This window comes from Haloarcula argentinensis DSM 12282 (assembly GCA_000336895.1).
In the GTDB taxonomy this organism is placed as follows: domain Archaea; phylum Halobacteriota; class Halobacteria; order Halobacteriales; family Haloarculaceae; genus Haloarcula; species Haloarcula argentinensis.
Genome location: AOLX01000014.1, coordinates 249,670 through 271,814 on the forward strand (window position 1 = coordinate 249,670; position 22,145 = coordinate 271,814).

Sequence of the window (22,145 nt, forward strand, 5' to 3'; positions counted from 1 at the left end):
CAATCCCGTCAGGTCACCAGCATCCCCATCCCTCAACCCGGCCGGCGCCAACCGTCTGTCACACAGCATGGTTGTCCACGGGACCGCACGCACCAGCGGTCAGGCGGGACTCTCCCGCCGTTCCCGTCCGTCGTCTCTCCCCGAACAGAACCCGGATAGCGTCTCGAACACCGACTCTGACACGGATTCGCCCGTTCCGTGTCGTTTCAGTTGTCGCCCAGTTTAAAGGTGTAGAGTCGCTGCTCACAGGCCGGACAGACGAGCGTCTCGTCGGGGTCCTGACGCGGTCCCAGATGGCCGCCACAGCACGACACCGACGACGACTCGACCAGGTCGGAGTCACAGACCGGGCACCTATCGAGAAACATCCGGAAGGCTTCCGCGCCAGCGACTCTGAGTCGCTCGTCGTCGAGACGCTCACCAAGGACCTCGTACGCTGCGAGCTCGGCGACGACGACCGGCCGGGGGAGGAGTTGTTTATGATCGGTGCCGAGTGCGATCCACTCCGCGTCGTCGACGTACGGTTCCGCGTGCCCGACCTGCTCCAGCGACGCCTGCAGTGATGTCGAGAGAGCCTCAAGTGATTCCGCTGCCAGTTCGTCCATTCGCTCGTGCCAGGCAGTGTCGACGGTCGCTTCGGGAAACAGCCGTTGGCCCTCAAGTTCGATGACGCCTGCTGCCGAGAGTTCCCGGAGGATGGTTTCGCCATCCAACTCCACATCCTCGGCCAGCGAGTCACGCTCCTCGTGGGCCATGGTGTCCTGCGTTGCCGCGTCGTGTGCGGACTCCCCGTGGAACCACTCGTCCGGGACCGGTGACGCCGCCACCAGCCGCGGGGCAAATTTGGGCGTGTACGGAACCAGATACCCCCGAAGGTAGACCACCGCGACGCCGCCAACGCCGATCAGCAGGCTCGCCCGCGAACGGTTGCGTGCGCGCAAGAACATGACAACAATTCCAACGAGCCCCAGATTCAGGATTGTACACGGCCAGCATCTGTTCACTCCGGTGTAGGATTCGTCGCTGAGGGTTTCGAGTACTCCCATCGGGTCGGATTCTTCCGGTGCGGGTTCCCGGCTCATGTTCGGACAACAGTACGCAGTCCCAAAATCCTTTAACAACAGCTGTGGTACAAAGTGTCATGAGCGATTCGCCGGTGACATACACCACGCTCGGGTCGACAGGCCTCGACGTGTCCGAACTCTGTCTCGGAACGATGAACTTCGGGAGCGCGGAGCCCTGGATGCTAAACGACGAGGCCGAGAGCCGTCGGATACTCGAACGGGCGCTCGATCTGGGTATCAACTTCTTCGATACGGCCAACGCGTATTCGAACGGCGAGAGCGAGCGGATACTCGGCGATGCTATCGACTCCGCTCGCCGCGGCGAACTGGTTCTGGCGTCGAAGGTGTACTTTGATATGCACGATGGACCGAACGGGAGCGGGCTCTCGAAGAAACATATCATCGACCAGTGTCACGCCACGCTGGACCGCCTCGGCGTCGACTATCTCGACCTCTACCAGATCCACCGATGGGACGACGACACGCCGATCGAAGAGACGCTGGACGCGCTGACGTATCTCGTCGACGAGGGGCTGGTCCGCTATATCGGCGCGAGCACGATGGCGAACTGGAAGTTCCAGAAGGCGCTGTACACCGCGGACATCGACGGGTACGAGCGGTTCGTCTCGATGCAACCGGAGTACAACGCCGTCGACCGACACGAGGAGGCGAACCTCCTGCCCGTCTGCGAGATGGAAGGGGTCGGTGTCATTCCGTGGTCGCCCCTTGCCGGCGGCTTCCTCGCCGGAAAGTACGACCGCGACGAGGACCTATCCGAAGGCCGAGCAAGGACGGACGAGTACACGGCAAACCGTTTCAGCGACGAGAACTGGGCGGTTCTCGACGAGGTGCGAGCGATCGCCGACGCGAAGGGTGCGACACCGGCACAGGTCAGTCTGGCGTGGCTCTGCCATCAGGACGTCGTCGACGCGCCGATCATCGGGCCGCGGACGATGGACCATCTAGAGGAGAACGTCGGGGCACTCGACGTCGACCTGACCGACGAGGAATGCGCTCGGATCGAGGCCCCGAAACAGCCACAGTGGCCGGTCGAGGGCAAGGACTGACCGTGGACTTCGATAGATAACCATGCACGTTAACTGCGTTCTCAGTTTCCCTGTACACACATGGACGACAGCGAACTAACCGATGTCCTCGAAGATGCCGGTCTCTCCCCGTATCAGGCGGAGGCCTATGTGGCGCTACTTGGGCTGGGGACCGCATCGGCGACCGACATCGCTGACTCCTGTGACGTTCCGGACCCACGGATCTACGACGTGCTCCGGGACCTGGAAACGAAGGGATATATCGAGACGTTCCAGCAGGACAGCCTGACCGCCCGTGCCCGCAACCCAGATGTGGTCCTTGAAGACCTCCGGTCCCGGTCGAGCAAGTACCTCGACGCGGCAGAGACGATCGAAGAGCGCTGGAACCAGCCCGAGATATCAGACCACGAGGTCAGTATCGTCAAGCGGTTCGAAACGGTCGTCAGCCGGGCCCGGGAACTTATCGAAACAGCCGAAAACCAGATTCAGGTCGGTGTAGACCCGGAGCAGTTCTATGCGGTTCGAGAGGAACTCATTGCCGCCCACGACCGCGGCGTGAACATCAAACTCAGCATCTGCACCGGGCCTGACGACGAAGTGCCACCGCTTTCCGACATCGAAGGGACCTGTACGGAAGCCCGAAACCGCAAGATTCCGGCCCCGTTTTTCGTGCTGGTCGACCGGACCTGGACGTGTTTTGCGCCCCACCACGACTCGGTCAACGAGTACGGCGTGCTCGTCAAGGATCGGACCCACACCTACGTCTTCCACTGGTTCTTCCTGACCTGTCTGTGGGAAATCTGGGACACACTGTACACTGAGCGGACGCCGGAAACCCCGACGACGTACGTCGACCTCCGCCACGCCGTCCGGGATATCGAACCGCTGTTGAACGAGGAGGCGATCATCGAGGCCGTCATTGTGGGGTACGATACAGAAACGAAAGAATCGGTTGAGCTGACAGGGCGGGTCACCGACATCGACTACACCGGGAGTAGTATCGGTCGGAAGGACCCCGTCCCACTGGCACAACTGGCCGGTCGAATCAGTGCGACGCTGGTTACCGACGACGGGACGTACGAAGTCGGTGGCTGGGGGGCCGTCATCGAGGAAATCGAAGCTACCGAGATTACGATTACGAACGTTCAGTACGAGTAACGAGACGCTGCTTTCTCAGGGTGGGTAAACTACCCCTCAGTTTACGCGTTTAAGACTCTCTGTGTGGCAAACAGCTGTTTGACCTATCCGTGCGTATATATACTGAAAGATTTATACGATACTTAATGGTCAATAACCTATCACGATCGCCGGGCTGAGGGAGACAATTAACAACACCTGTGGTTAATTATGGACAACCTTTAAGGTGTGTCCGGGATAGCTCAGAATAGATATGTCGGACAATGGCACAAGCGGCGAGCGGAACTCAACAGGCGTCTCCCGGCGACGGTTCGTCCGTGCCGCCGGCGCAGCAGGTGTCGTCGGTGGACTGGCTGGCTGTGCGGACTTCGTCGGCGGTGGTGACGGCGGTAGCGGTGACGGCGGCGACGGCGGTTCGACCGGCGATGGCAGCAGCGGCGAGACCACGACGGTCCAGTGGGGCTTCGACCCGGTGGCCGTCCAGAACAACGGCGACGCGATCAAGCAGGCACTGCACGACAACGGCCTGTCGGACGACATCGAGATAGAGTTCGTCCCGCGTGACCAGGACACCGGTGCGGCCCGGTCGAACTACAACCGACTGCTCTCGGCCGGCGAGACGAACCCGGATATGTTCCTGATGGACAACGGCTGGACGAACATCTTCATCCAGCGGGGACAGCTCCAGAACCTCTCGCAGACGCTGCCGGAGGAACTGCTCTCAGACGTGTCGGACAACTACTTCTCGGCGTTTACGGACACGGCACGGAACCCGAGCAACGGAAACCTGTTCGGCGTGCCGGTGTTCCCGGACTTCCCGACGATGCAGTACCGCAAGGACCTCGTCGAGGAGGCCGGCTACAGCCCCGAGAGCAACAACTGGGCGACCGAGCCGATGACGTGGGAGGAGTGGTCGAACATCGCCGCAGACACATACGACAACGCTGACGTCGATTACGGCTTTACGACCCAGTGGGACATCTACGAGGGAACCTCCTGTTGTACGTTCAACGAGGTCATGTCCTCGTGGGGCGGCGCGTACTTCGGCGGCCGCGACAACCTCTTCGGGCCGATCGGCGACCGGCCGATCACGGTCAACAACGAAGAGGTCATCAACTCGCTGAACATGATGCGGAAGTTCGTCCACGACGAGGAGTTCGACGGGCAGTTCGAGGGCTACGGCGGCGGCTTCACCCCGACCGAAATCCTCGGCTGGAAGGAGGAAGACGCTCGCGCGCCGTTCGTCAACGGCAACGCCGTCTTCCACCGGAACTGGCCCTACTCGCTGGCACTCGGCGGCCGCAATCCCGAGGAAACCGACGACCCGACGCTCGGCGAGAACCTTGGCGCGATGCCGATTCCGTACGCCGTCTCCGAGAGCGAGGCCGCACAGCCCGGTACGGGTGGCTCCACGGCCGCCCTCGGTGGCTGGCACATGACGGTCAACCCCAACAGCGAGGACTTGGACGCCGTGACGCAGGTCATTCGCGCCGCCATGGAGCCGGACTTCCAGCTCACGCTGCTGTCCGTCCAGGGCTGGCTGCCGCCGCGGCCTGAACTGTTCAACTCCAGCGAGGCCCAGAACGTGCCCGTCGTTGGCCGGTACATGGACACGCTGCAGGTCGCCGGTAACAACACGATGCCGCGCCCGGTGACAGGTGTCTGGAGCGACCAGTCCAGCAAGATCGCACAGCAAGCGAACCGCGCAGTCGGGCAGGAAGCCTCTTCGGCCGACGCGATGGCGACGCTGGAGTCCGCGCTGGCAGAGACCGAGCAGAACTGAAGCCACAGGCAAGCGTTACAAAACCACCCCTGTGATTATTTACCATGACACATTCAAACGACGGACGGAGGTAACCGAATGAGCACAGAAACCGGCCGTGAATCCAGACGCTCGGGGGCACTCGTCAGCGTAATGCGTTGGATGGAGAACCTCAGCGACACGCAGTACGCGTATCTGCTGTTGATTCCCGTGTTCGTGCTTCTGGGTGTCGTCGCGTTATACCCGCTGTTGCGGACCTTCGAGCTGTCGCTGTTCGCGATTTCGGCGGACTTTTCGAGCACTAACTTCGTCGGCGCTGGGAACTACGTCGAACTGTTCACCGGCGGGAAGAACCGGTACCTACCGGGTGGAACGACGTTCCTTCCTGAAGGATTTGGCTTGGGTGCATTGCTGAACAGCGCCCTCGTCGTCACGATAATCTTCGCTGTCACAAGTGTGCTGTTCGAGACGCTCATCGGCCTCGGACAGGCGCTCATCCTCGATCAAGACTTCTACGGTCGACGGTGGATTCGCGCGGCTATCATTATTCCGTGGGCAGTCCCCGTCGTCATCCAGGGGATAATCTTCTTCCTGATGTTCAATTCGAACGTCGGGTTCCTGACGCCACCGCTTGCTGACCTCGGATTGCTTGCGCCGACGAACACGCTCAACGACACGGCAAGTGCGACGTTTATCATCATCGTCGCCGACATCTGGAAGACCTCGGCGTTCATGGCCCTGCTCATTCTGGCGGGACTCCAGAGCATCGACCGGGGCCTGTACGACGTGGCGAAGGTCGCCGGCGCGACGAAATGGCAGCAGTTCAAACTCATCACCTTCCCGCTCATCCTGCCGACTATCGGCGTTGCCGTGTTATTCCGGTCGGTACAGGCGATGCGAGTGTACGGCATCATCGATACAGTGTCGAGCTGTACTGTCGTGCCGTCGCTGTCGTGTATGGTCGTCGCGACGTTCACCACCCGTGAGGGGACGTCCGCGGCCATCGCGTTCGTGACGGCCGCGATTATCGGCATCGTCGTGATGGGACTCATCGCCTGGCAAGGGGAGGACGCGATCTAATATGGCTACGCCAACCGATACCCAGGAGCAGTCGAGCGACGGACCGCTACAGCGCTGGACCCAGAGCGCCATCCAGAACCCGGACAAAGTGTACCGGGCGCTGTTTTACGCGGCGATGGTGTTTTTCCTGGTGACGACGCTGTTTCCCTTCTACTGGCTCATCGTACTGGCGGTGACCCCCGAAGGAAACCTGCTCTCGGGCAGCTTCCTCCCGACAGTGAACCTCTTTGGCGTCAGCGGGACGTTCCCGCTCCCGGTTCCGAAAGGCTTCAACCCAGGCGCGTTCGTCACGGTCTTCGAACAGGTGCCGTTCCACCTGTACATGCTGAACAGCTTCGCACTGGCGGTCACGACGACGGTCATCGTGCTGTTCGTCGCTAGCCTCGCCGGCTACGTGTTCGGCCGGCTTCGATTCCCTGGCCGCGCACTGCTGATGCTCGGTATTCTGGCGATCAGCTACTTCCCGCCAGCCGCGTTCGTCATCCCGCTGTTTCAGGCGTTCGCCGGCAACGCCCCGATCACGATACCGTTCACGTCCATCCCGCTGTTTACCCCACCGCGGCTGCTGAACACACCGGGGTCGATGGTGCTGCCGTTCAGTGCGTTGTTCATGCCGCTGTCCATCTTCATCCTGACGACGTTCTACGGCCAGATTCCAGACGGACTGGAGGACGCTGCACGGGTCGAAGGAACGACGCGGCTGGGCGCGCTGTTCCGGGTCATCATGCCGCTGTCCGCGCCGGGCGTGGCGACCGCGGCCGTGCTGACGTTCATCGCCGTCTACAACGAGTACTTCTTCAGCTCGATCATGGCGACCTCGCCGGAGGCGGCGAAATGGTCGCCGATCGTCGGCGGGATTCTCAGCTACCAGACCCAGTACACGACCCAGTACAACCTCATGGCGGCCGCGAGCATCGTCGGGGTCCTCCCCGTCGTCATCCTCGTCATCGTCGCACAGGAACGCATCGTCAGCGGACTGACCTCAGGCGCACTCAAGGAGTAACACAATGGCAAGAGTACGACTCGAACACGTAACGAAGCGCTACGACGACCAGGGTGACGTGGTGACCGCGGTCGACGACATGAACCTCGACATCGACCACGGCGAGTTTATCTGCTTCGTCGGCCCGTCCGGCTGCGGGAAGTCGACGACGATGGAGACTATCGCCGGGCTCACCATCCCGACCGAGGGTGAAATATACATCGGCGACCGCGAGGTGACGAACCTGCCACCGAAGGACCGCGGCATCGCGATGGTGTTCCAGAACATCGCGCTGTTCCCGCATATGGACGTGTACGACAACATCTCCTTCGGGCTGCGGCTACGGGACTATCCGCAGGACGAGATCGACCGCCGGGTCGAGCGAGCCGCGGACATCGTCCAGCTAGAGGGGATGCTCAACCGGATGCCCGAAGAGATGTCCGGTGGACAGCGTCAGCGCGTCGCCATCGCCCGCGCAATCGTGCGCGAGCCCGACGTGTTCCTGATGGACGAGCCGCTGGCGAACCTTGACGCGAAGCTCAAGGTTCATATGCGAACGGAGCTCCAGCGCCTGCACAAGGAACTGGACACGACAATCATCTACGTGACCCACGACCAGGAGGAGGCGATGACGCTGTCAGACCGGATCGCCGTCCTCGATTCGGGCCAGCTCCAGCAGATCGATCCGCCGCTGACCTGTTACAACGAGCCGGACAATCTCTTCGTCGCCGGGTTCATCGGCTCGCCGTCGATGAACTTCGTCGAAGGGACAGTCACCGAGACCACACTGGAAACACCGAACTTCTCACTCGAGTTCAATCCGTCGTCCATCGACGGCGTCGGAGTCGGTGACGACGTGACACTCGGCATCCGCCCGGAGGACATCTACCCGGGCGAACTCAAGTCGGAGGTTCCCGATCCGTCGGGAATGATTACGGCGACGACCGACATCCTCGAACCGATGGGCGACGAGATATTCGCCTACCTACTGCTGGGCGACGGCGAAACGTCGATGTCGCAGGAACTGGCGACGAACGACCAGTTGCTGATGAGCATCGATCCCGATTCGGACCTCGAAGAAGACGACGAGATCGGGGTCGTCATCGACCGACGGAACGTCCACCTGTTCGACTCGGCCACCGGTGAGGCGATCGTCCACGACCTCATTCCGTACGAGGCCGAAGGCACTGCATCCAGTAGCGAAGTAGAATCAGACGACTGATATGAGTAGCCACCTCGCGATGCTGTACTGGAGCGGGATGCTCGTGCTGTTTTTCTTCTGGGCGTACGGTATCGTGTCGTTCGTCCTCGATCTGAAGAACAAAATCGTCCCCGGCATCATCCAGTATCGGCGTGGTCGACGCCGAGAGAAGGCGAAACAGGAACAGGAAGAGGAACGTGAAGAGCGTGAACAGCAGTTGTATTAATTCAATTCGGTGATAACTTTTACCAATGACTGAGACCGTTCGGATAGGCATCATCGGACTGGGGAACATCGCGGACATTCACTGTACTAACCTCCAGCAGCTCGACCAGCCGGTCTCGATAGCGGCGGGCGTCGACGTCGATGCCGATGCGCGCCGCCGGTTTGCCGAAACGTACGATGCGGCAGTGTACGAGGAAGCCGCGGCGATGTTTGAGACGGTGGATGCCGTGCTGGTGACGACGCCGAACAGATACCACGAGCAGTACGTCGTCGCGGCGCTTGAGGCGGGGCTGGACGTACTCGTCGAGAAGCCGCTGGCGCACACGCTCGAAAGCGCCGAACGGATCGCTACGGCTGCCGAAGCGGCCGACGGGTTCTGTATGGTCGGCTTCCACAAGCGGTTCGCCGATCCGGTCAAGACGTTGGTGGGCTACCGCGACGCGGGTGATATGGGCGAGATATCTCATATCGAAGCGAACTACATCAGGCGTCGCGGCGTTCCCGGCCGCGGGTCGTGGTTCACGTGTAGCGACGTGGCGGGCGGCGGGTCGCTCATCGATATCGGGGCCCACGCTATCGACCTGGCGCTACACGTTGCTGGCCATCCGGACGTCGCCGAGGTGTCGGGTGACACCCGCGCTCAGTTCGGCGTCGACGAAGAGTACGCCTACGTCGAGATGTGGGGCGAAGATCAGGGCGCAGCCGAGTTCAGCGTCGACGATTCGGCGAGTGCCTTCATCCGCTGTGATGACGGTACGACGATATCCCTAGAGGTCGCGTGGGCGACGAACCGGCCGGACAGTCAGGAGTACTACGTCCGCGGCACCGGTGCGGGTGCGAAACTCGACCTCGCGGACCAGTCACTGACGATGCTCGAAACGGCCGACATCGGTCGGATGCACCACCGAACGACCGACATCGAGACGCAACGATCGGACCCGCAACGAAAGGAGCAGTCACGGTTCGTCTCGGCGGTCCGAGACGGGACGCCGCCGTCGGTGAACACCGTCGAGCAGGCGCTACGGGTCCAGCGCGTGATGGACGGAATCTACCGCTCCAGCGAAACTGGTGCGGCCGTCAGCATCGGTAGGACAGAGACCTGAAGAAAGACTTAATCCCCAGTGTTCTCACTCTCTGCCTGGCATGAAAGTGATTGGTGTTACGCGGGACGACGACGGCCCACAGCTCCTAGAGCGGGAGCGACCGTCGCCTGATCCGGGCGAGGCACTCGTCCGGACGCTCCGCGTTGGTGTTGACGGCACAGACCACGAAGTCCTGAACGGGTCCCACGGCGGGTTCCCCGACGGGGCAGACCACATGGTTCTCGGACACGAGGCGGTCGGCGTCGTCGAAGAGCCCAATGGCACGGGGCTTGAGGCGGGGCAGGTCGTCGTCCCGACCGTCCGACGGAAACCGAACGGTGAAACGAACGAGTACTTCCGCCGGGGTGAACCCGACATGGCACCTGACGGCGAGTACACCGAACGCGGCATCGTCGGCGACCACGGCTTCATGGCCGAGTACTTCACCTCGCCGGCGGACTTCCTCGTACCCGTCCCCGAGTCGGTCGCGGAGTACGGCTTCCTCGTCGAGCCGCTCTCGATCACCGAGAAGGCCAACGAGCACGCCTACGCGACGCGGGAACCGTTCGACTGGCGACCGGAAGCCGCCTGCGTGCTCGGCAACGGCTCGCTCGGTCTGCTGACACTGTGGATGCTTGAACAGGAGTACGACCGCACCTACTGTGTCGGTCGGCGGGACCGACCCGATCCGACGGTCGACATCATCGATGAGATCGGGAGCACGTACGTCGATTCCCGCGAGACGCCGGTGGACGAACTCCCGGATGCCTACGAGGCGATGGACTACATCTACGAGGCGACCGGGTTCGCCCCCCACGCGTTCCAGACGGTCAAGGCGCTCGACCAGAACGGGGTCGGCGTGTTGCTCGGCATCCCGGAGCCGTGGGAGTTTGAAGTCGATGGCGGTTCGCTCCACAACGAAATCGTCCTGCACAACAAGTGTCTCATCGGCACGGTCAACTCGCACGTCTCGCACTTCGAGGACGCCGTCGAGACGTTACAGGAGCTTCCGGAATGGTTGCTTGATGATCTGATCACGACGGTTACCGACCCGGAGCACGTCGAGGCGGCCTTCGAGGATGGGGACGATCAAATAAAGGCAGTCGTCGAGTTCGATTCGCTGTAACTCCTCGGGCCGAACCGCGCCCGAGCTTTTTCGTCGCAGTATGGTCTGGATAGCCCCCATCTATAAGCGGATCTGTCGGTCACATGTAAGCTAACAGATGTAAGGTAGTGGGGTATTTACTCACATACGATTAATTTGTTTTACCGCTCAAACACGAAAAATCACGTAATATAGATGATTTACCGGGATCGACCCGAATGTCAAATGGTGACTTTCGCTATACAGAAGTATTAAGTGCGAATCTTCAATAAGGAATTATGAGGTATTGGTGCAACCATGACTGACGACAATTCAAATAAACGGTTGACGCGGCGTAACGCTCTTCGGATTGCTGGCGCAGCAGGTGCGGCCTCGCTGGCTGGCTGCGGTGGGAGTGACGGTGGTGACGGCAGCAGCGGCGACGGCAGCAGCGGTGACGGTAGTGACGGCAGCAGTGGCGACGGCAGCAGCGGTGACGAAAGTACTGACAGCGGAACACAGTACAGCACACTTGAGGTCGCCCACTGGTGGGGTGAAGGCGACGGACTGGAAGCGATTCAGTCCGTCATGGATGCCTTCAAAGAGCAACACCCGGACGTTCCGTTCGACGAGAACCTCATCGCCGGCGGTGCAGGTGACAACCTGCAGGCGAACATCCGGACACGGGTGCAGAACGGCAACCACCCGAGTACGTGGCAGGCCTGGCCCGGAAACAATCTGCTTCCGTTCACCGATGCGAACCTGCTGAAGGACATCGGCGACTCCGTGTGGTCGGAGAACAGCATGGAGGACGCGTACCTCCAGGGTGTCAAGGACGCGGCCCAGCCCGCCGGGAACTACGTGACGGTCCCGCTCAACATCCACCGGATCAACAACCTCTTCTACAACGTCGAGGTCGTCGAGGACGCCGGGGTCGACCCGATATCCCTCGAAACGCCGTCTGACCTCGTCGACGCGCTGTCGACGGTGAACGATGCCGGTTACACCGGAATGGCACATCAGACTGGGTCGCCGTGGTCCAGCTTCCAGATGTTCGCGACGGTCCTTCTGGGCGAAACGGACGCCGAGACCTACAGCGCCATCTTCGTCGACGGCGAAGTCGACGCCAACAGCGACGCGCTGGAGTCGGCAGTCGAGACCACGCAGTCCTATCTCGACTACATCCCGAGCGACGCCGGTTCAATTTCCTGGACCGAGGCCAACAATCAGGTCATCAACGGCGAAGCGGCGTTCCTCCACCAGGGTGACTGGGCGGCCGGAACGTACATCACGAACGACCTCACCTACGGCGAGGAGTGGGACCACGTGACGTTCCCGGGCACCGACGGCTACTACGCGCTGAACATGGACTCGTTCCCGTATCCCGTCAACAACCCGTCCCCGGAAGCGACCACGCTGTGGTGCCAGTTCGTCGGGACGACGGAGGCACAGGAGATCTTCAACCCGAAGAAGGGGTCGATTCCGCCGCGGACTGACGTGAACACCGATCCGTTCAACGACTTCTCCAAGGATCAGATAGAGGACTTCCAGAACAGCGATGCCCAGCCGCCGTCCGTCGCACACGGCTTGGCCGCACCGCCGGCAGTCAAGTCCTCGCTCGAATCCGCTATCTCATCGCTGAACTCCGGCGCTTCGGCCGCGGACGTCGTCTCCCAGATCTCCAACGCCTACTAACACCGCACCGACAGCGCACAGTCTTTTGCCGTAGCGACTCGGGCAACCGGAGTCCGCAGAGGTAGGCAGCCGCTGTGACGAGCCAACGATCAGTAGCCGATACTCATCTGACTGATCCTGAAACTGTCTGCTGAAGAGAGTGCCGAAGTTCTTAGTACTCGACTCGCAAACGCCCCACTATGTCTAGTGACGACTTGGAAGCATCGCTCGAACAGGTGATTGCGCGGTTCAATCTCGGCGAGTACGAGATTTCAGCCTACCTGGCCGTGCTACAACACGGTGAGCTGACAGCGTCGGAAATCTCGGAGAACACGGACATTCCACAGCCGCGGGTGTACGATACGGTCCGGAGCCTCAGCGACGTCGGTCTGGTCGAACTCAAGGAGTCCCGGCCGATGAAGGTCCTAGCCATCGATCCTCGAGAAGCTTTCGAGGGGATTCAGGACTCGCTCGACGACCTCGTCGACGACCTGTCCTCGCGCTACACGGCACCCGCACGGGAGCCCGAGGCTGTCTCGCTCGTCAAATCCCGACCGACGATACTCCGGTATCTCGAAGACATCATCGAGACGGCCGAGTACGAACTGACGCTATCCTTGACGCCGGCCCTGCTAGAGCGGTTCGAAGACAGGCTTGCAAGCCGGAAGCAGTCCGGCATCGCGATCGAGATTCTCATTTCGCCGAGCGTGGACACTCCCGACCCGGCGCGGTTCGATTACGAATCCATCGCGACCACGGTGAAGGCCCGCCGCGGTATCACGACACCGGTCGTGGCCGTCGCAGACGGGAACTACTCGATGTACGCCACCCGCGAGAGCGTCCGCGGTGACACGGACCGGTACGGCGTCATCTTCAACCGGTCGGAACTCGGGTTTCTGGTGTCCGGGTTCCTCAACACGGTGCTGTGGACGACTGCCGAAACGATTGCTAGCGACGGCGAAGGACTGCCGTTCCCACGCCGCTATGGGACGATCAGGCGCTGTATCTCTGATCTGGTGACGCTGGACGGGGAGTTCTACGCAACTATAGAGGGCCGGGACGTCGAAACGGGCGACCACCGGGTCGTCGAAGGCAAAGTGGACCAGGCGTCGTTCAGTTCGAACCGCGAGGTCGCGACGCTGGTCGTCGAAACGGCCGATGGGCCGGTTGAGGTCGGTGGACAAGTCGCTGCGTTCGAGGATATCGAAGCGTACGAGATTCGGATCGGGACGGACGAACCGCCCGAGAACTGATTATACCGTCACCACTGCTGTTTCTCGCGCTGGCTCCCCGATTGTAGACGGTCAATACAGAAGCGAGAGACAACAGTCGATAACAAGCGAGTGCGGCCGAACGAGTCGACAGCGGAGACAATGAGCACCGTGGGTGGGCAACCCACGGTGATTGCATGACCCTTCGGGCTGGCGAAGTATGTCAGAGGCACGATATCGCCGGGCCCGAACGTGGCAATTCCACGAGACCAACGTGCTCCATTGCGTTCAGCGGGGACGTGGTCGTACGTGGACAGCAACAGTGTCTGCGTCGTGAGCGGTAAAAAAGATGGGCACATTGGCTGCAATAATATCCAGTGCCCGAGAGAATAGTGTCCCAGCCGAAGAAGATTCCATTACAAATGGAAACTGATATGTATGAAAAATATGATCTACAGTGTATGGGGACAGTATGGGCGTAGAATCGCTTATTCAGTACGTTCGAACGTCGTCTGTCCGGACGGATATCATCGGCTCGCTGTGTCCCGGAGCCAAGGCCACCAACGAACTGCTGTCAGCAGTCACCGCGAGCGAGTCAGCGATCTACGATGCACTTTCGAACCTCGAAGGCCGCGGTCTGGTCACCTCGATGGATGACGGGTGGCAACTTACCGGCACCGGCCGTCTGGTCGCGGATACGATTCACCGCCAGCAGCGCCTGGAGGAACTCTTCGCTGTGGCCCCCCAGTACTGGGAGTCCCACGACACGTCAGTGCTGCCACAGCCGTTCCGGTGTCGCCTGCCCGAACTCGACGAGTACACAATCATTCGTGGCACACAGACCGATATCAACCGCCCCGTCCGCGAAGTTGTCACCCGCGTCGAGAACGTCTCGAACTGCGACGCTGTTTCGCCCGTCTACCACCCCGAATACGAGGCGGCTATGCCCGACAACGCCGATTCGAGGCTGATCGTAAGCTGTGCTGTCGTCGACGAGATGCTCGGCAAGGAGTCCGTCTCACTGGATACGGCTCGATACGAGGAGACGATCGTCCGTGTCACGCCGGTCCCGTACGCACTCGCCGTCGCCGACGACTGGATGATCCTGACGCTTCCAGAACTCGACGGGGCCTGGCCATCAGCGAAGATTATATCCGAAGCGGACAGCGCCATTTTATGGGCGAGAGACCTGTTTACGCATCTCTGGGAAGATGCCACCCCGATAGAGACGTATCTCGCCGACCACTGATTTTGGCAAACCTAAACATTCAAGAACCGTGGGTTCTGACGGACGAGCAATGGCTATTCAGGGCACGCGGACCGAAGAACCGGGCGGCTACACGTTCGACGACCTCGCGGTCGTCATGGGGACGTACAACGAAGAAGAAGCGATCGGCACCGTTCTCGACGATATCGCGACAGTGACTGACGGCCGCGCAGAAGTCGTCTGTGTCGATGGGTCCAGTGACCGGACACCGGAGATCGCCCGCGACCACGGTGCGACAGTCGTCGAACAGGAACCACAGGGGTACGGCGTGGCGGTCCGCGAAGCCGTGTTGACACCGGATCGCCCGGTCGTCGTCACGACAGACTGTGACGACACGTATCCGATGGAACGTCTGCCCGACTTTCTGGCGGAGATAAACGACGGGGCCGATGTCGTCAGCGGTGACCGGTTGTACTACGGGGCCGAACAGATGCCGGCGATGAACAAACTGGGGAACGAACTGTTCGCCCTACTCGCGAGTGTGCTCATGAGCAAGCGCGTCCACGACACGACCACCGGAATGCGCGCCTACCGCCGCGAGATACTCCAGAAGATCGTCTGGACCGAGAACACCGGGCTCTCGGCGGAACTGCTCATGCGGCCGCTGATGCGCGGCTACGACGTGCGTGAGCGCCCAATCGAGTACGACGAGCGGAAAGGCGAGACGAAACTCGACCCGTTCTCCGGCGGGGCCGCCATCGCAAAGTCTATCGTTCGGGTTGCGCTGGAAGAGCGGTTCCGGTAACCCAGCGAGAAATCGGCGACGGGAGCCGGCTCACCGGTCGCTCGGTGGCTGCTGGTAGCTACTCGTGCCGCCGGGGTAGCCCTGCGGGTTCTCGATACCGACAAGCTCGCCGCCGGTCGGCGAACTGTACAGCGCGAACAGGAGGTCGTTGACGAGATAGTAGCGCACGCGGTGCCTTGGGTCGCCATGCGGGTTCGGATCGGCGACCTTGACGCCCATTCCCCGGAGCGTTTCTTCTTGGGTCGCAGCGTCTACCGCGACGAAGTTGCTGTTTTCCCATTCTCGTGTGTACGCGTCCAGATCTGCGACGGCTGCTGCCATGTCCGCTGCTCGCTCGGAGTCTGCCTCGACGCGTCCGGCGACGTAGCTGTCGACAAACTCCTCTCTGCCCGCTACCTCGCTCGGATAGACGATAGCGGCGACGGCCCGGTACGTTTCCCGCTCGTGCTCGCCGAACTCCGATTCGGAACTGGCAGCGTCGGCCTCTGACTCGGCAGTATCGTCATCTCCCGACTCGTCCCAGGCGAGCGCCGCCGCGCCGCCGGCGACAGTGACACCTGCCGCGCCAAGTGCTTTCAGTGCGTCGCGTCTGGTAAGTTCGTACTCAGTCATCGGTGAGTCTCACGTGGTTTCGGCTGTCGTGGTCGCGTTCATGCTGATTCCGTCGCGATGCGCGCCCGGGACGTACGCCGCTTCGCCGCCACAGCGACGTTGATCCTTACAGACTTCGAGTCGTGGCGTCAGCGTCCGGACGCCACCGTCCGCCCGGTTGACCGGCAGCTCCGCCCGGTATTCGAACCCTGCACCGGTACCGTAGTCGACGAACATGACGAGCGTGACCGTCCCGTTCTCCGGCGTCGGCACGCCAACCTGCTCGTCGATCCCGTCGCCGGTGAGCCGCGTCCGATCCCGGTCGGTCGAGAGCTGCAAATCCAGCCTGTCGGCCCCGGTGACGGTCGCGTAGTCGTTCTCACCCTCGCTCGTGAGCCGGATCGAGACCAGCGCGGCCTGTTCCGGAACCGACGCCGACACGTCCGTCCGGACTGTCTCGCCCTCCGCTACAGACACCGGCTGGAGCCGCGGCTCGACGGGCAGCCCCAGATACGGGACCCACTCGCCGCGGAACACGTAGCGGTAGTAGGTCCGGTCCGGGTAGGCGTCGATCACGTCGAACTGGCGGTGTTGCATCGCATAGACGGTGTCGCCGTCGAAGCCCGGGTCGTTGCGGACTGACTGGAACGGGTGATTCAGCCAGTCGCCATAGGGCGTCGGGAGCAAGACGAGGCTGTTGTCGAGGTCTCGCTCGTCAAACGGCTCGTAGGCCTGTTCGAACTGCTGGGTCACCTCGTAGTTGTCCGAAACCGGCTCGGCCACCGTCGTGACGGCCGCGCCGCCGCCCAGCGCCGCGCTACAGAGCGCCACCGCGAGCAGGACCGGGCGGACCCGGTCCGCGCTGACCTGTTCGGTGACCAGCCGCTGCGTCCGTTGGGCGACAGTAACGACGCCGACAGCACCGAAAGCAGTTAGCGGAACGAGCATATCTACGTGGTAGAACGGCCCCAGAAAGGTGACCAGCCCGTCGGTCGGGTCTGAGAGGTCGCCGAGCATATTCACCGTGCCCCAGAAGTAGCCGTTGCCGAGCGGGACCGTCAGGAGGACGCCGGCCAGCGCCGCCTGTCGGCCATCTATCCCGCGGCGTGCAACGGCTCCGAGTCCGACGGCTGCAGCGAGCGTCCCCAGCGGCCCGGCGACGACCCACTGAGTGACGAGCTTCCAGAGGAGTTCGGCGTTCGCGTCCAGCGACATCGCCGGCGTGAACTCGCGGGAATAGCCCAGAATCTCGCGGTAGCCAAAGCCCGGCCCGTCCTGCGGGGCGAATACCTCGTACGGGAACAGCATGGCGGAGCCGGTGACGACGTGGTTGTATGCAAGCGTCGCGGCGACGCCAGTAAGCCCGCCGACGGCAGTCAGCGACAGACGCTTGAATCGCGCCGGGTCGCGCGTCTGGAGCGACCACAGCGCGTGGATGATGAACGGCGTTGCGAACAGCACGGCGGTGTACGGCCGCGCGAAGAAAGCAATGCCAATCGAAAGGCCGGCACACGCGGCCGTCTTTCGGCTTCCGGTCCGGTCGGCGTGGAGGTACGCCGCGGCGAAACCGAGGTTCCAGAGCGTCGCTGGCACGTACGAGAGGAACACCGAGGCGTCGACAAGAAAGAGCGGTGACCCAAACATGAGGAGCGTCGCTATCACACCCGTTCGGGCGTCGAACGCCTCGCGGACGGTGTGGTACGTCAGCGCCAGGACACCGGTCCCGATCAGGCCGAGCGCGACGCGGTACCCGCCGAGCAGTTTCCCGACGGCGAACATCGCCGCCGGAACCGGCGCGTATTTCGGATACAGCCGCCCGCCGTCGGCCACGAAGAACCACGGCCGGAACGCCTCCTCGACTGGCGGGTACATGAACAGTTGTCCCTCCAGCAACATCGCGGCCTGCTGGAGATAGACACCTTCGTCGTGGTTCGTGGTGTGGTGCGGAAAAACGACGTGGGCGAGCGCGAAGACGATGAGCCCGCCGAGCAGTGCCACCAGCCCCGCCTGTACCCCCGGCCGGCGCAGTCGCGTCATTCCGTCGGATACCAGGCCAGGTCGTGGTCGGCGACCAGGTCAACCTCGACGGGCTGGCCCGGCTCGAACGTCTCGACGTGGTTGTGCATACAGTGGACGACATCGCCGCTATGGAGCTCGACCCGATAGACGAACGAGGGACCGTTGTACTGGCGATGGACGACGTAGCCGTCGGCTTTGGACTCGTTCGTGGGCATCGCCTGCAGGTCGTCGGGCCGGACGAGCACGTCCACCATCGCACCGTTGTACGCCTCGACCGGCCCGTTCAGTAACTCGACATTGAACGAGCCGAGGCCGGTCTCGATGACGTCGCTGGTCACCCGGGCAGAGAGGAAGCTTGCCTGCCCGAGGAAGCTCGCGACGAAGCGGCTCTCAGGGTTTTCGAATACCTCAGCGGGGTCGCCGACCTGAGCAATGGTTCCGTCGTTCATGATGGCGACGCGGTCGCTTATCGACAGCGCTTCCTCCTGGTCGTGGGTTACCGATATCGCGGTGACGCCGGCACGCTTGAGGATTTTGCGCACCTCCTCACGCATCTCGACACGCAGGCGCACGTCCAGATTCGAAAACGGTTCGTCCAGCAGGAGCACGTCCGGCTCCGGGGCCAGCGAACGGGCGAGTGCGACGCGTTGTTGCTGGCCGCCCGAAAGCTGGCTTGGCATCTTGTCGTGATGGGTCGAGAGGTCGACCAGTTCGAGCAGTTCGTCGACCCGTTCCGCGACGGCGACTTCTTCCATCTCAGTCAGACCGAAAGCGATGTTTTCGGCGACGGTGAGATGTGGGAACAGGGCGTAGTCCTGAAAGACGATACCGACGTTTCGTTCCTCCGGCTTTCGGAACGAGGAGCCATCGGCGATGACCTCGTCGGCGATAGAGATCTGCCCGTCAGAGGGGCGCTCCAGCCCGGCAATCATCCGGAGCGTCGTCGTTTTCCCACACCCCGAGGGGCCAAGCAGCGTCAGCAGCTCGCCGTCTTTCACGTCGAGCGAGAGGTTCTCGACGGCGACTTCGTGACCGTAGTCCTTGGAAACATCATCCAGTTCGAGGACAGTCCGGTTCGGGTTCGCTACCGCTGCGTCCACGTCGTCGAAGTCCGATGTTTGCTGTGTGCGTGTTTGTCGAGACATTAGCTTGTGTCCTCCCGTCGAAGAATGACCAGCATGGAGAGTCCGGAAAGGCCAACGAGCACGAGGGCCGGGACCGCCGCCTGTCCGTAGTAGCCGGCACCCTGGACGAGCCAGATGTACGTGACGAAGGTTTCGAAGCCCGTCGGGCGTAACATCAACGTTGCCGGCAATTCCTTCATGGTCGTCAAGAACACCAGCGCGGCCCCGGCGGCGATACCCGGGGCGACGAGCGGCAAGACGACTTTCCGGAACGCCGAGAGCGGGTGATAGCCCAGCGACCGCGCCGCCTCGATGTACTGCGGGTCGACCTGGAGAATCGAGGATTCGGTCGTCCCGACGGCCTGCGGGAGGAACCGAATCACGTACGCGAACACCAGCAGGATGACGCTCTGGTACAGGAAGGGGACGTACCGGAGCCCGAGGTACACCAGCGCCAAGCCGAGCACGACACCGGGGACGGCGTAGCCGACGTACGTGGCCCGCTCGGGAAGCGACGAGAGACCCGAACTGCCGCGCGCGGCGAGGTACGCGATGGGGAGTGCCGCCACGACACAGATGGCGGCCGCGGCGGCCGCGAGGCCAACAGAGTTCCAGGCGTAGGACGCTTCGAACGCGAAGCCGCCGCCGGTGTAGCCCGTGCCGGAACGCAGGAGCCACTGGAGCAGGATACCGATCGGCAGTACCAGACACAGGGATGCGATAGCACCGCAAAACAGCAGTGCCGGGGCTTTCCAATAGCCGAGCCTGATGAGCCCGGGTCGACGTGAGCCGCTGCTGACGTAAGCCCCGTCCCGGCCGGCGCTGAGGCGGGACTCGACGGCGAGGATGCCAAGCGCCATCACGAGCAGCAGCATCGAGAGCACGGAGGCGTAGTCGAGCCGGCGCGCGCCGAACTCGTTGTAAATCATCCGCGTGAACACGTCGTACTGCATAATCGCCGGTGTTCCGAAGTCAGAGAGCGCGTACAGCGCTACCAGCAGCGCGCCGGCGGCGATACCCGGTGCGATCTGTGGCAACGTGACGCGGCGGAACGCCTCCCAGCGAGTGTGGTTCAGCGTCCGGGCGGCCTCGACGACGGTCCCGTCGAACGACAGCAGGGACGCGCGCGTCGTCAAAAACACGTACGGGTACGTAAACAGTGTCAGGACGAGTATCGCGCCGTGCAGGCCGTATATCGTCGGGATTTGCTCGATACCGAGCGGCGAGAGCAGATCCGCGAGGACGCCCCGGGGGCCAAACGCCGAAACGAACGCGAAGGCCCCGATATAGCTCGGAACGACCAGCGGCAACGCGGACGTGATCGTCCAGAACCGCTTGAACGGCAGGTCGGTCTGGGCGGTGAGAATCGCTAGCGGAACGCCGATGAGAATCGATGCGACAGTGACGCCGGTCACCAGTACCAGCGTGTTCAGCGTCACCGAAACAGTCGTGTCGCTTGTCAGCAATTCGACCGCACGCGCGGACTCGATTTCACCTGCCCGGAGAAAGATCCACACCAGCGGTGCCAGTAACAACAGCGAGATCGCCAGCGAGACCACTGCGAGCAGTGTGTGTGGAGACGAGTCTCGCTCCGACGTCGTCGCTTGCTCCCGAAGCCGCTCGTAGCGGTCTTTTGTACCCATATTAGAGGACGCCAGCGTCTCGAAGTAAGTCAACGGTTCCGGCCACGTCGGCCAGTTCGGTCAGGTTGATGTCCGGCGGGTTCAGTTCGTCGATGCGCGGCAGGTCGCCGACCGGTGCGACACCCGGAATCATCGGATACGCGAACGTCCGGGTGGCGAAGAACTCCTGTGCCTCCGCCGAGAGGACGTGCCGGACGAAGTTCGACGCCAGGTCCGCGTTGTCGGTTCCGTTGATGATCTCCAGACCCGAGACGTTGACGAGTGCGCCAGCGTCGCCTTCGGTGAACGCGAGGCCGATGGGCGAGCTTTCGCGCGCGGACTGGACCCGAAGCGTGTAGTAGTGGTTGGCGAAGCCGGCGGCCAGTTCCCCGTCAGCACAGGAATTGGAGACGCGGAACTCGTCGTCGTAGGTACTGATACCGTGGTCCTGCATCGCCTGAAGCCAGGACATCGTCTCGTCGTCGCCGCGAATGAGCCGCATCGCGGTGACGAACGACTGGAACGCACCGTAGCTCGGCGCCCAGCCCATGTTGTTTTCGAGGGCGGCCGTCTCGGGGAACTCCTGCACCGACGACGGAATATCGGAGTCGGAAATCTGGTTCGTGTTGTACGGAATCGCCCGGGCGCGTCCGGCGATGCCCACCCAGCGCCCCTCACTGTCCTGATAGGCTTCGGGGACCGTCGAAAGGGCCTCATCGGGGAGGCTCGCTGTCGCACCGGCGTTGGCCACGGCACCGAGCGAACCGGCGTCGATAGACATGAACACGTCGGCAGGACTCGCGTCGGCCTCGTTCTCCTCGATAATCCTGTTTGCGAGGTCACTGGAGGGTTGCCGCCTGTGGTTCGCCGAGAAATCCGGGTAGCGTTGTTCGAGCAATTCGATAAGGTCGAGATACAGTCCGCCCTCCCCGCCACCGAGATACACCGTCAGTTCGCCACTGAGGTCCGGTAGATCCTCGATGGAGGTGCCTCCGGGTGCCTCCCGCTGTGCTACCAGTGGGCCAGAGCCACGGAAGTCCGAAAGAGAAATCTGCCCGGTTCCGGTGCCGGACTCACCGTCACCGCCATCGCCCCCGCCGAGAATGCCGGAACAACCGGCAAGCGCTGTCGCGGCAGTCGCGCTGCCGAGAGCAAGGAAGCGCCGTCGAGACTGCGTCGCGTTGCGTCCAGTCATATCGTTAGAATCACTCATTGTTTGATTTAGGGTT

General features: G+C 62.2%; 19 protein-coding genes. 13 read left to right on the plus strand and 6 right to left on the minus strand.

Annotation, left to right across the window (positions count from 1 at the left end; genetic code table 11):
- Nucleotides 1-206 precede the first annotated feature (206 nt).
- On the minus strand, nucleotides 207-1,082 hold the full coding sequence (locus C443_RS04810; protein ID WP_005534333.1) for a hypothetical protein: 876 nt from the start codon (nucleotides 1,080-1,082) through the stop codon (nucleotides 207-209).
- A gap of 59 nt (nucleotides 1,083-1,141) precedes the next feature.
- On the opposite strand from C443_RS04810, the gene C443_RS04815 reads away from it, so the two are divergent.
- The 13 genes from C443_RS04815 (at nucleotide 1,142) to C443_RS04875 (ending at nucleotide 15,560) form a co-directional block, all read left to right on the plus strand.
- On the plus strand, nucleotides 1,142-2,131 hold the full coding sequence (locus C443_RS04815) for an aldo/keto reductase (protein ID WP_005534334.1): 990 nt from the start codon (nucleotides 1,142-1,144) through the stop codon (nucleotides 2,129-2,131).
- 60 nt (nucleotides 2,132-2,191) lie between these two features.
- Nucleotides 2,192-3,268 carry a TrmB family transcriptional regulator gene (locus C443_RS04820; protein WP_005534335.1) on the plus strand — a complete coding sequence of 359 codons (1,077 nt, stop codon included), beginning with the start codon at nucleotides 2,192-2,194 and terminating at the stop codon, nucleotides 3,266-3,268.
- Nucleotides 3,269-3,500: 232 nt separating this feature from the next.
- Nucleotides 3,501-5,030 carry an extracellular solute-binding protein gene (locus C443_RS04825; protein ID WP_005534337.1) on the plus strand — a complete coding sequence of 510 codons (1,530 nt, stop codon included), beginning with the start codon at nucleotides 3,501-3,503 and terminating at the stop codon, nucleotides 5,028-5,030.
- Nucleotides 5,031-5,108: 78 nt separating this feature from the next.
- Nucleotides 5,109-6,089: a carbohydrate ABC transporter permease gene (locus C443_RS04830; protein WP_049943904.1), complete on the plus strand. Its 981-nt coding sequence runs from the start codon at nucleotides 5,109-5,111 to the stop codon at nucleotides 6,087-6,089.
- 1 nt (nucleotide 6,090) lies between these two features.
- Entirely contained in the window at nucleotides 6,091-7,092 is a 1,002-nt protein-coding gene (locus tag C443_RS04835) for a carbohydrate ABC transporter permease (protein ID WP_005534340.1), read from the plus strand.
- A 4-nt stretch (nucleotides 7,093-7,096) separates the two neighbouring features.
- Nucleotides 7,097-8,293 (plus strand): ABC transporter ATP-binding protein, encoded by a 1,197-nt coding sequence (locus C443_RS04840; protein ID WP_005534342.1) that lies wholly within the window; start codon nucleotides 7,097-7,099, stop codon nucleotides 8,291-8,293.
- Between the two features lies 1 nt (nucleotide 8,294).
- A complete protein-coding gene (locus C443_RS04845; RefSeq protein WP_005534343.1) occupies nucleotides 8,295-8,498 on the plus strand; it encodes a hypothetical protein in 204 nt (67 codons plus the stop codon).
- Between the two features lie 25 nt (nucleotides 8,499-8,523).
- Nucleotides 8,524-9,600: a Gfo/Idh/MocA family protein gene (locus C443_RS04850; RefSeq protein ID WP_005534344.1), complete on the plus strand. Its 1,077-nt coding sequence runs from the start codon at nucleotides 8,524-8,526 to the stop codon at nucleotides 9,598-9,600.
- A 40-nt stretch (nucleotides 9,601-9,640) separates the two neighbouring features.
- Entirely contained in the window at nucleotides 9,641-10,705 is a 1,065-nt protein-coding gene (locus C443_RS04855; protein ID WP_005534346.1) for a glucose 1-dehydrogenase, read from the plus strand.
- Between the two features lie 276 nt (nucleotides 10,706-10,981).
- Nucleotides 10,982-12,358: an ABC transporter substrate-binding protein gene (locus C443_RS04860; RefSeq protein ID WP_005534348.1), complete on the plus strand. Its 1,377-nt coding sequence runs from the start codon at nucleotides 10,982-10,984 to the stop codon at nucleotides 12,356-12,358.
- 179 nt (nucleotides 12,359-12,537) lie between these two features.
- Nucleotides 12,538-13,590, plus strand: a complete 1,053-nt coding sequence (gene trmB / locus C443_RS04865; protein WP_005534349.1) for an HTH-type sugar sensing transcriptional regulator TrmB — start codon at nucleotides 12,538-12,540, stop codon at nucleotides 13,588-13,590.
- A gap of 430 nt (nucleotides 13,591-14,020) precedes the next feature.
- The gene (locus C443_RS04870; protein WP_005534352.1) at nucleotides 14,021-14,797 is read left to right on the plus strand and encodes a helix-turn-helix transcriptional regulator; all 777 of its coding nucleotides are present in this window, start codon (nucleotides 14,021-14,023) and stop codon (nucleotides 14,795-14,797) included.
- 49 nt (nucleotides 14,798-14,846) lie between these two features.
- Nucleotides 14,847-15,560, plus strand: coding sequence for a dolichyl-phosphate hexose transferase (locus C443_RS04875; protein WP_005534354.1), 714 nt, complete (start codon nucleotides 14,847-14,849; stop codon nucleotides 15,558-15,560).
- A 30-nt stretch (nucleotides 15,561-15,590) separates the two neighbouring features.
- Here C443_RS04875 and C443_RS04880 read toward each other — a convergent pair whose 3' ends face one another.
- From C443_RS04880 to C443_RS04900, 5 genes are read right to left on the minus strand one after another with little or no spacing between them, the layout of a single operon-like run.
- Entirely contained in the window at nucleotides 15,591-16,172 is a 582-nt protein-coding gene (locus tag C443_RS04880; protein ID WP_005534355.1) for a gluconate 2-dehydrogenase subunit 3 family protein, read from the minus strand.
- Between the two features lie 9 nt (nucleotides 16,173-16,181).
- Nucleotides 16,182-18,188 (minus strand): ArnT family glycosyltransferase, encoded by a 2,007-nt coding sequence (locus C443_RS04885; protein WP_005534357.1) that lies wholly within the window; start codon nucleotides 18,186-18,188, stop codon nucleotides 16,182-16,184.
- Complete coding sequence (locus C443_RS04890; protein ID WP_005534359.1) at nucleotides 18,185-19,315, minus strand: ABC transporter ATP-binding protein; 1,131 nt, start codon at nucleotides 19,313-19,315, stop codon at nucleotides 18,185-18,187. The genes C443_RS04885 and C443_RS04890 overlap by 4 nt, the downstream gene beginning before the upstream one ends.
- Nucleotides 19,315-20,937 (minus strand): ABC transporter permease, encoded by a 1,623-nt coding sequence (locus tag C443_RS04895; RefSeq protein ID WP_005534361.1) that lies wholly within the window; start codon nucleotides 20,935-20,937, stop codon nucleotides 19,315-19,317. Before C443_RS04895 ends, C443_RS04890 begins: the two co-directional genes overlap by 1 nt.
- Nucleotide 20,938: 1 nt before the next feature.
- Nucleotides 20,939-22,111, minus strand: coding sequence for an extracellular solute-binding protein (locus C443_RS04900; protein WP_005534362.1), 1,173 nt, complete (start codon nucleotides 22,109-22,111; stop codon nucleotides 20,939-20,941).
- Nucleotides 22,112-22,145: the final 34 nt, after the last annotated feature.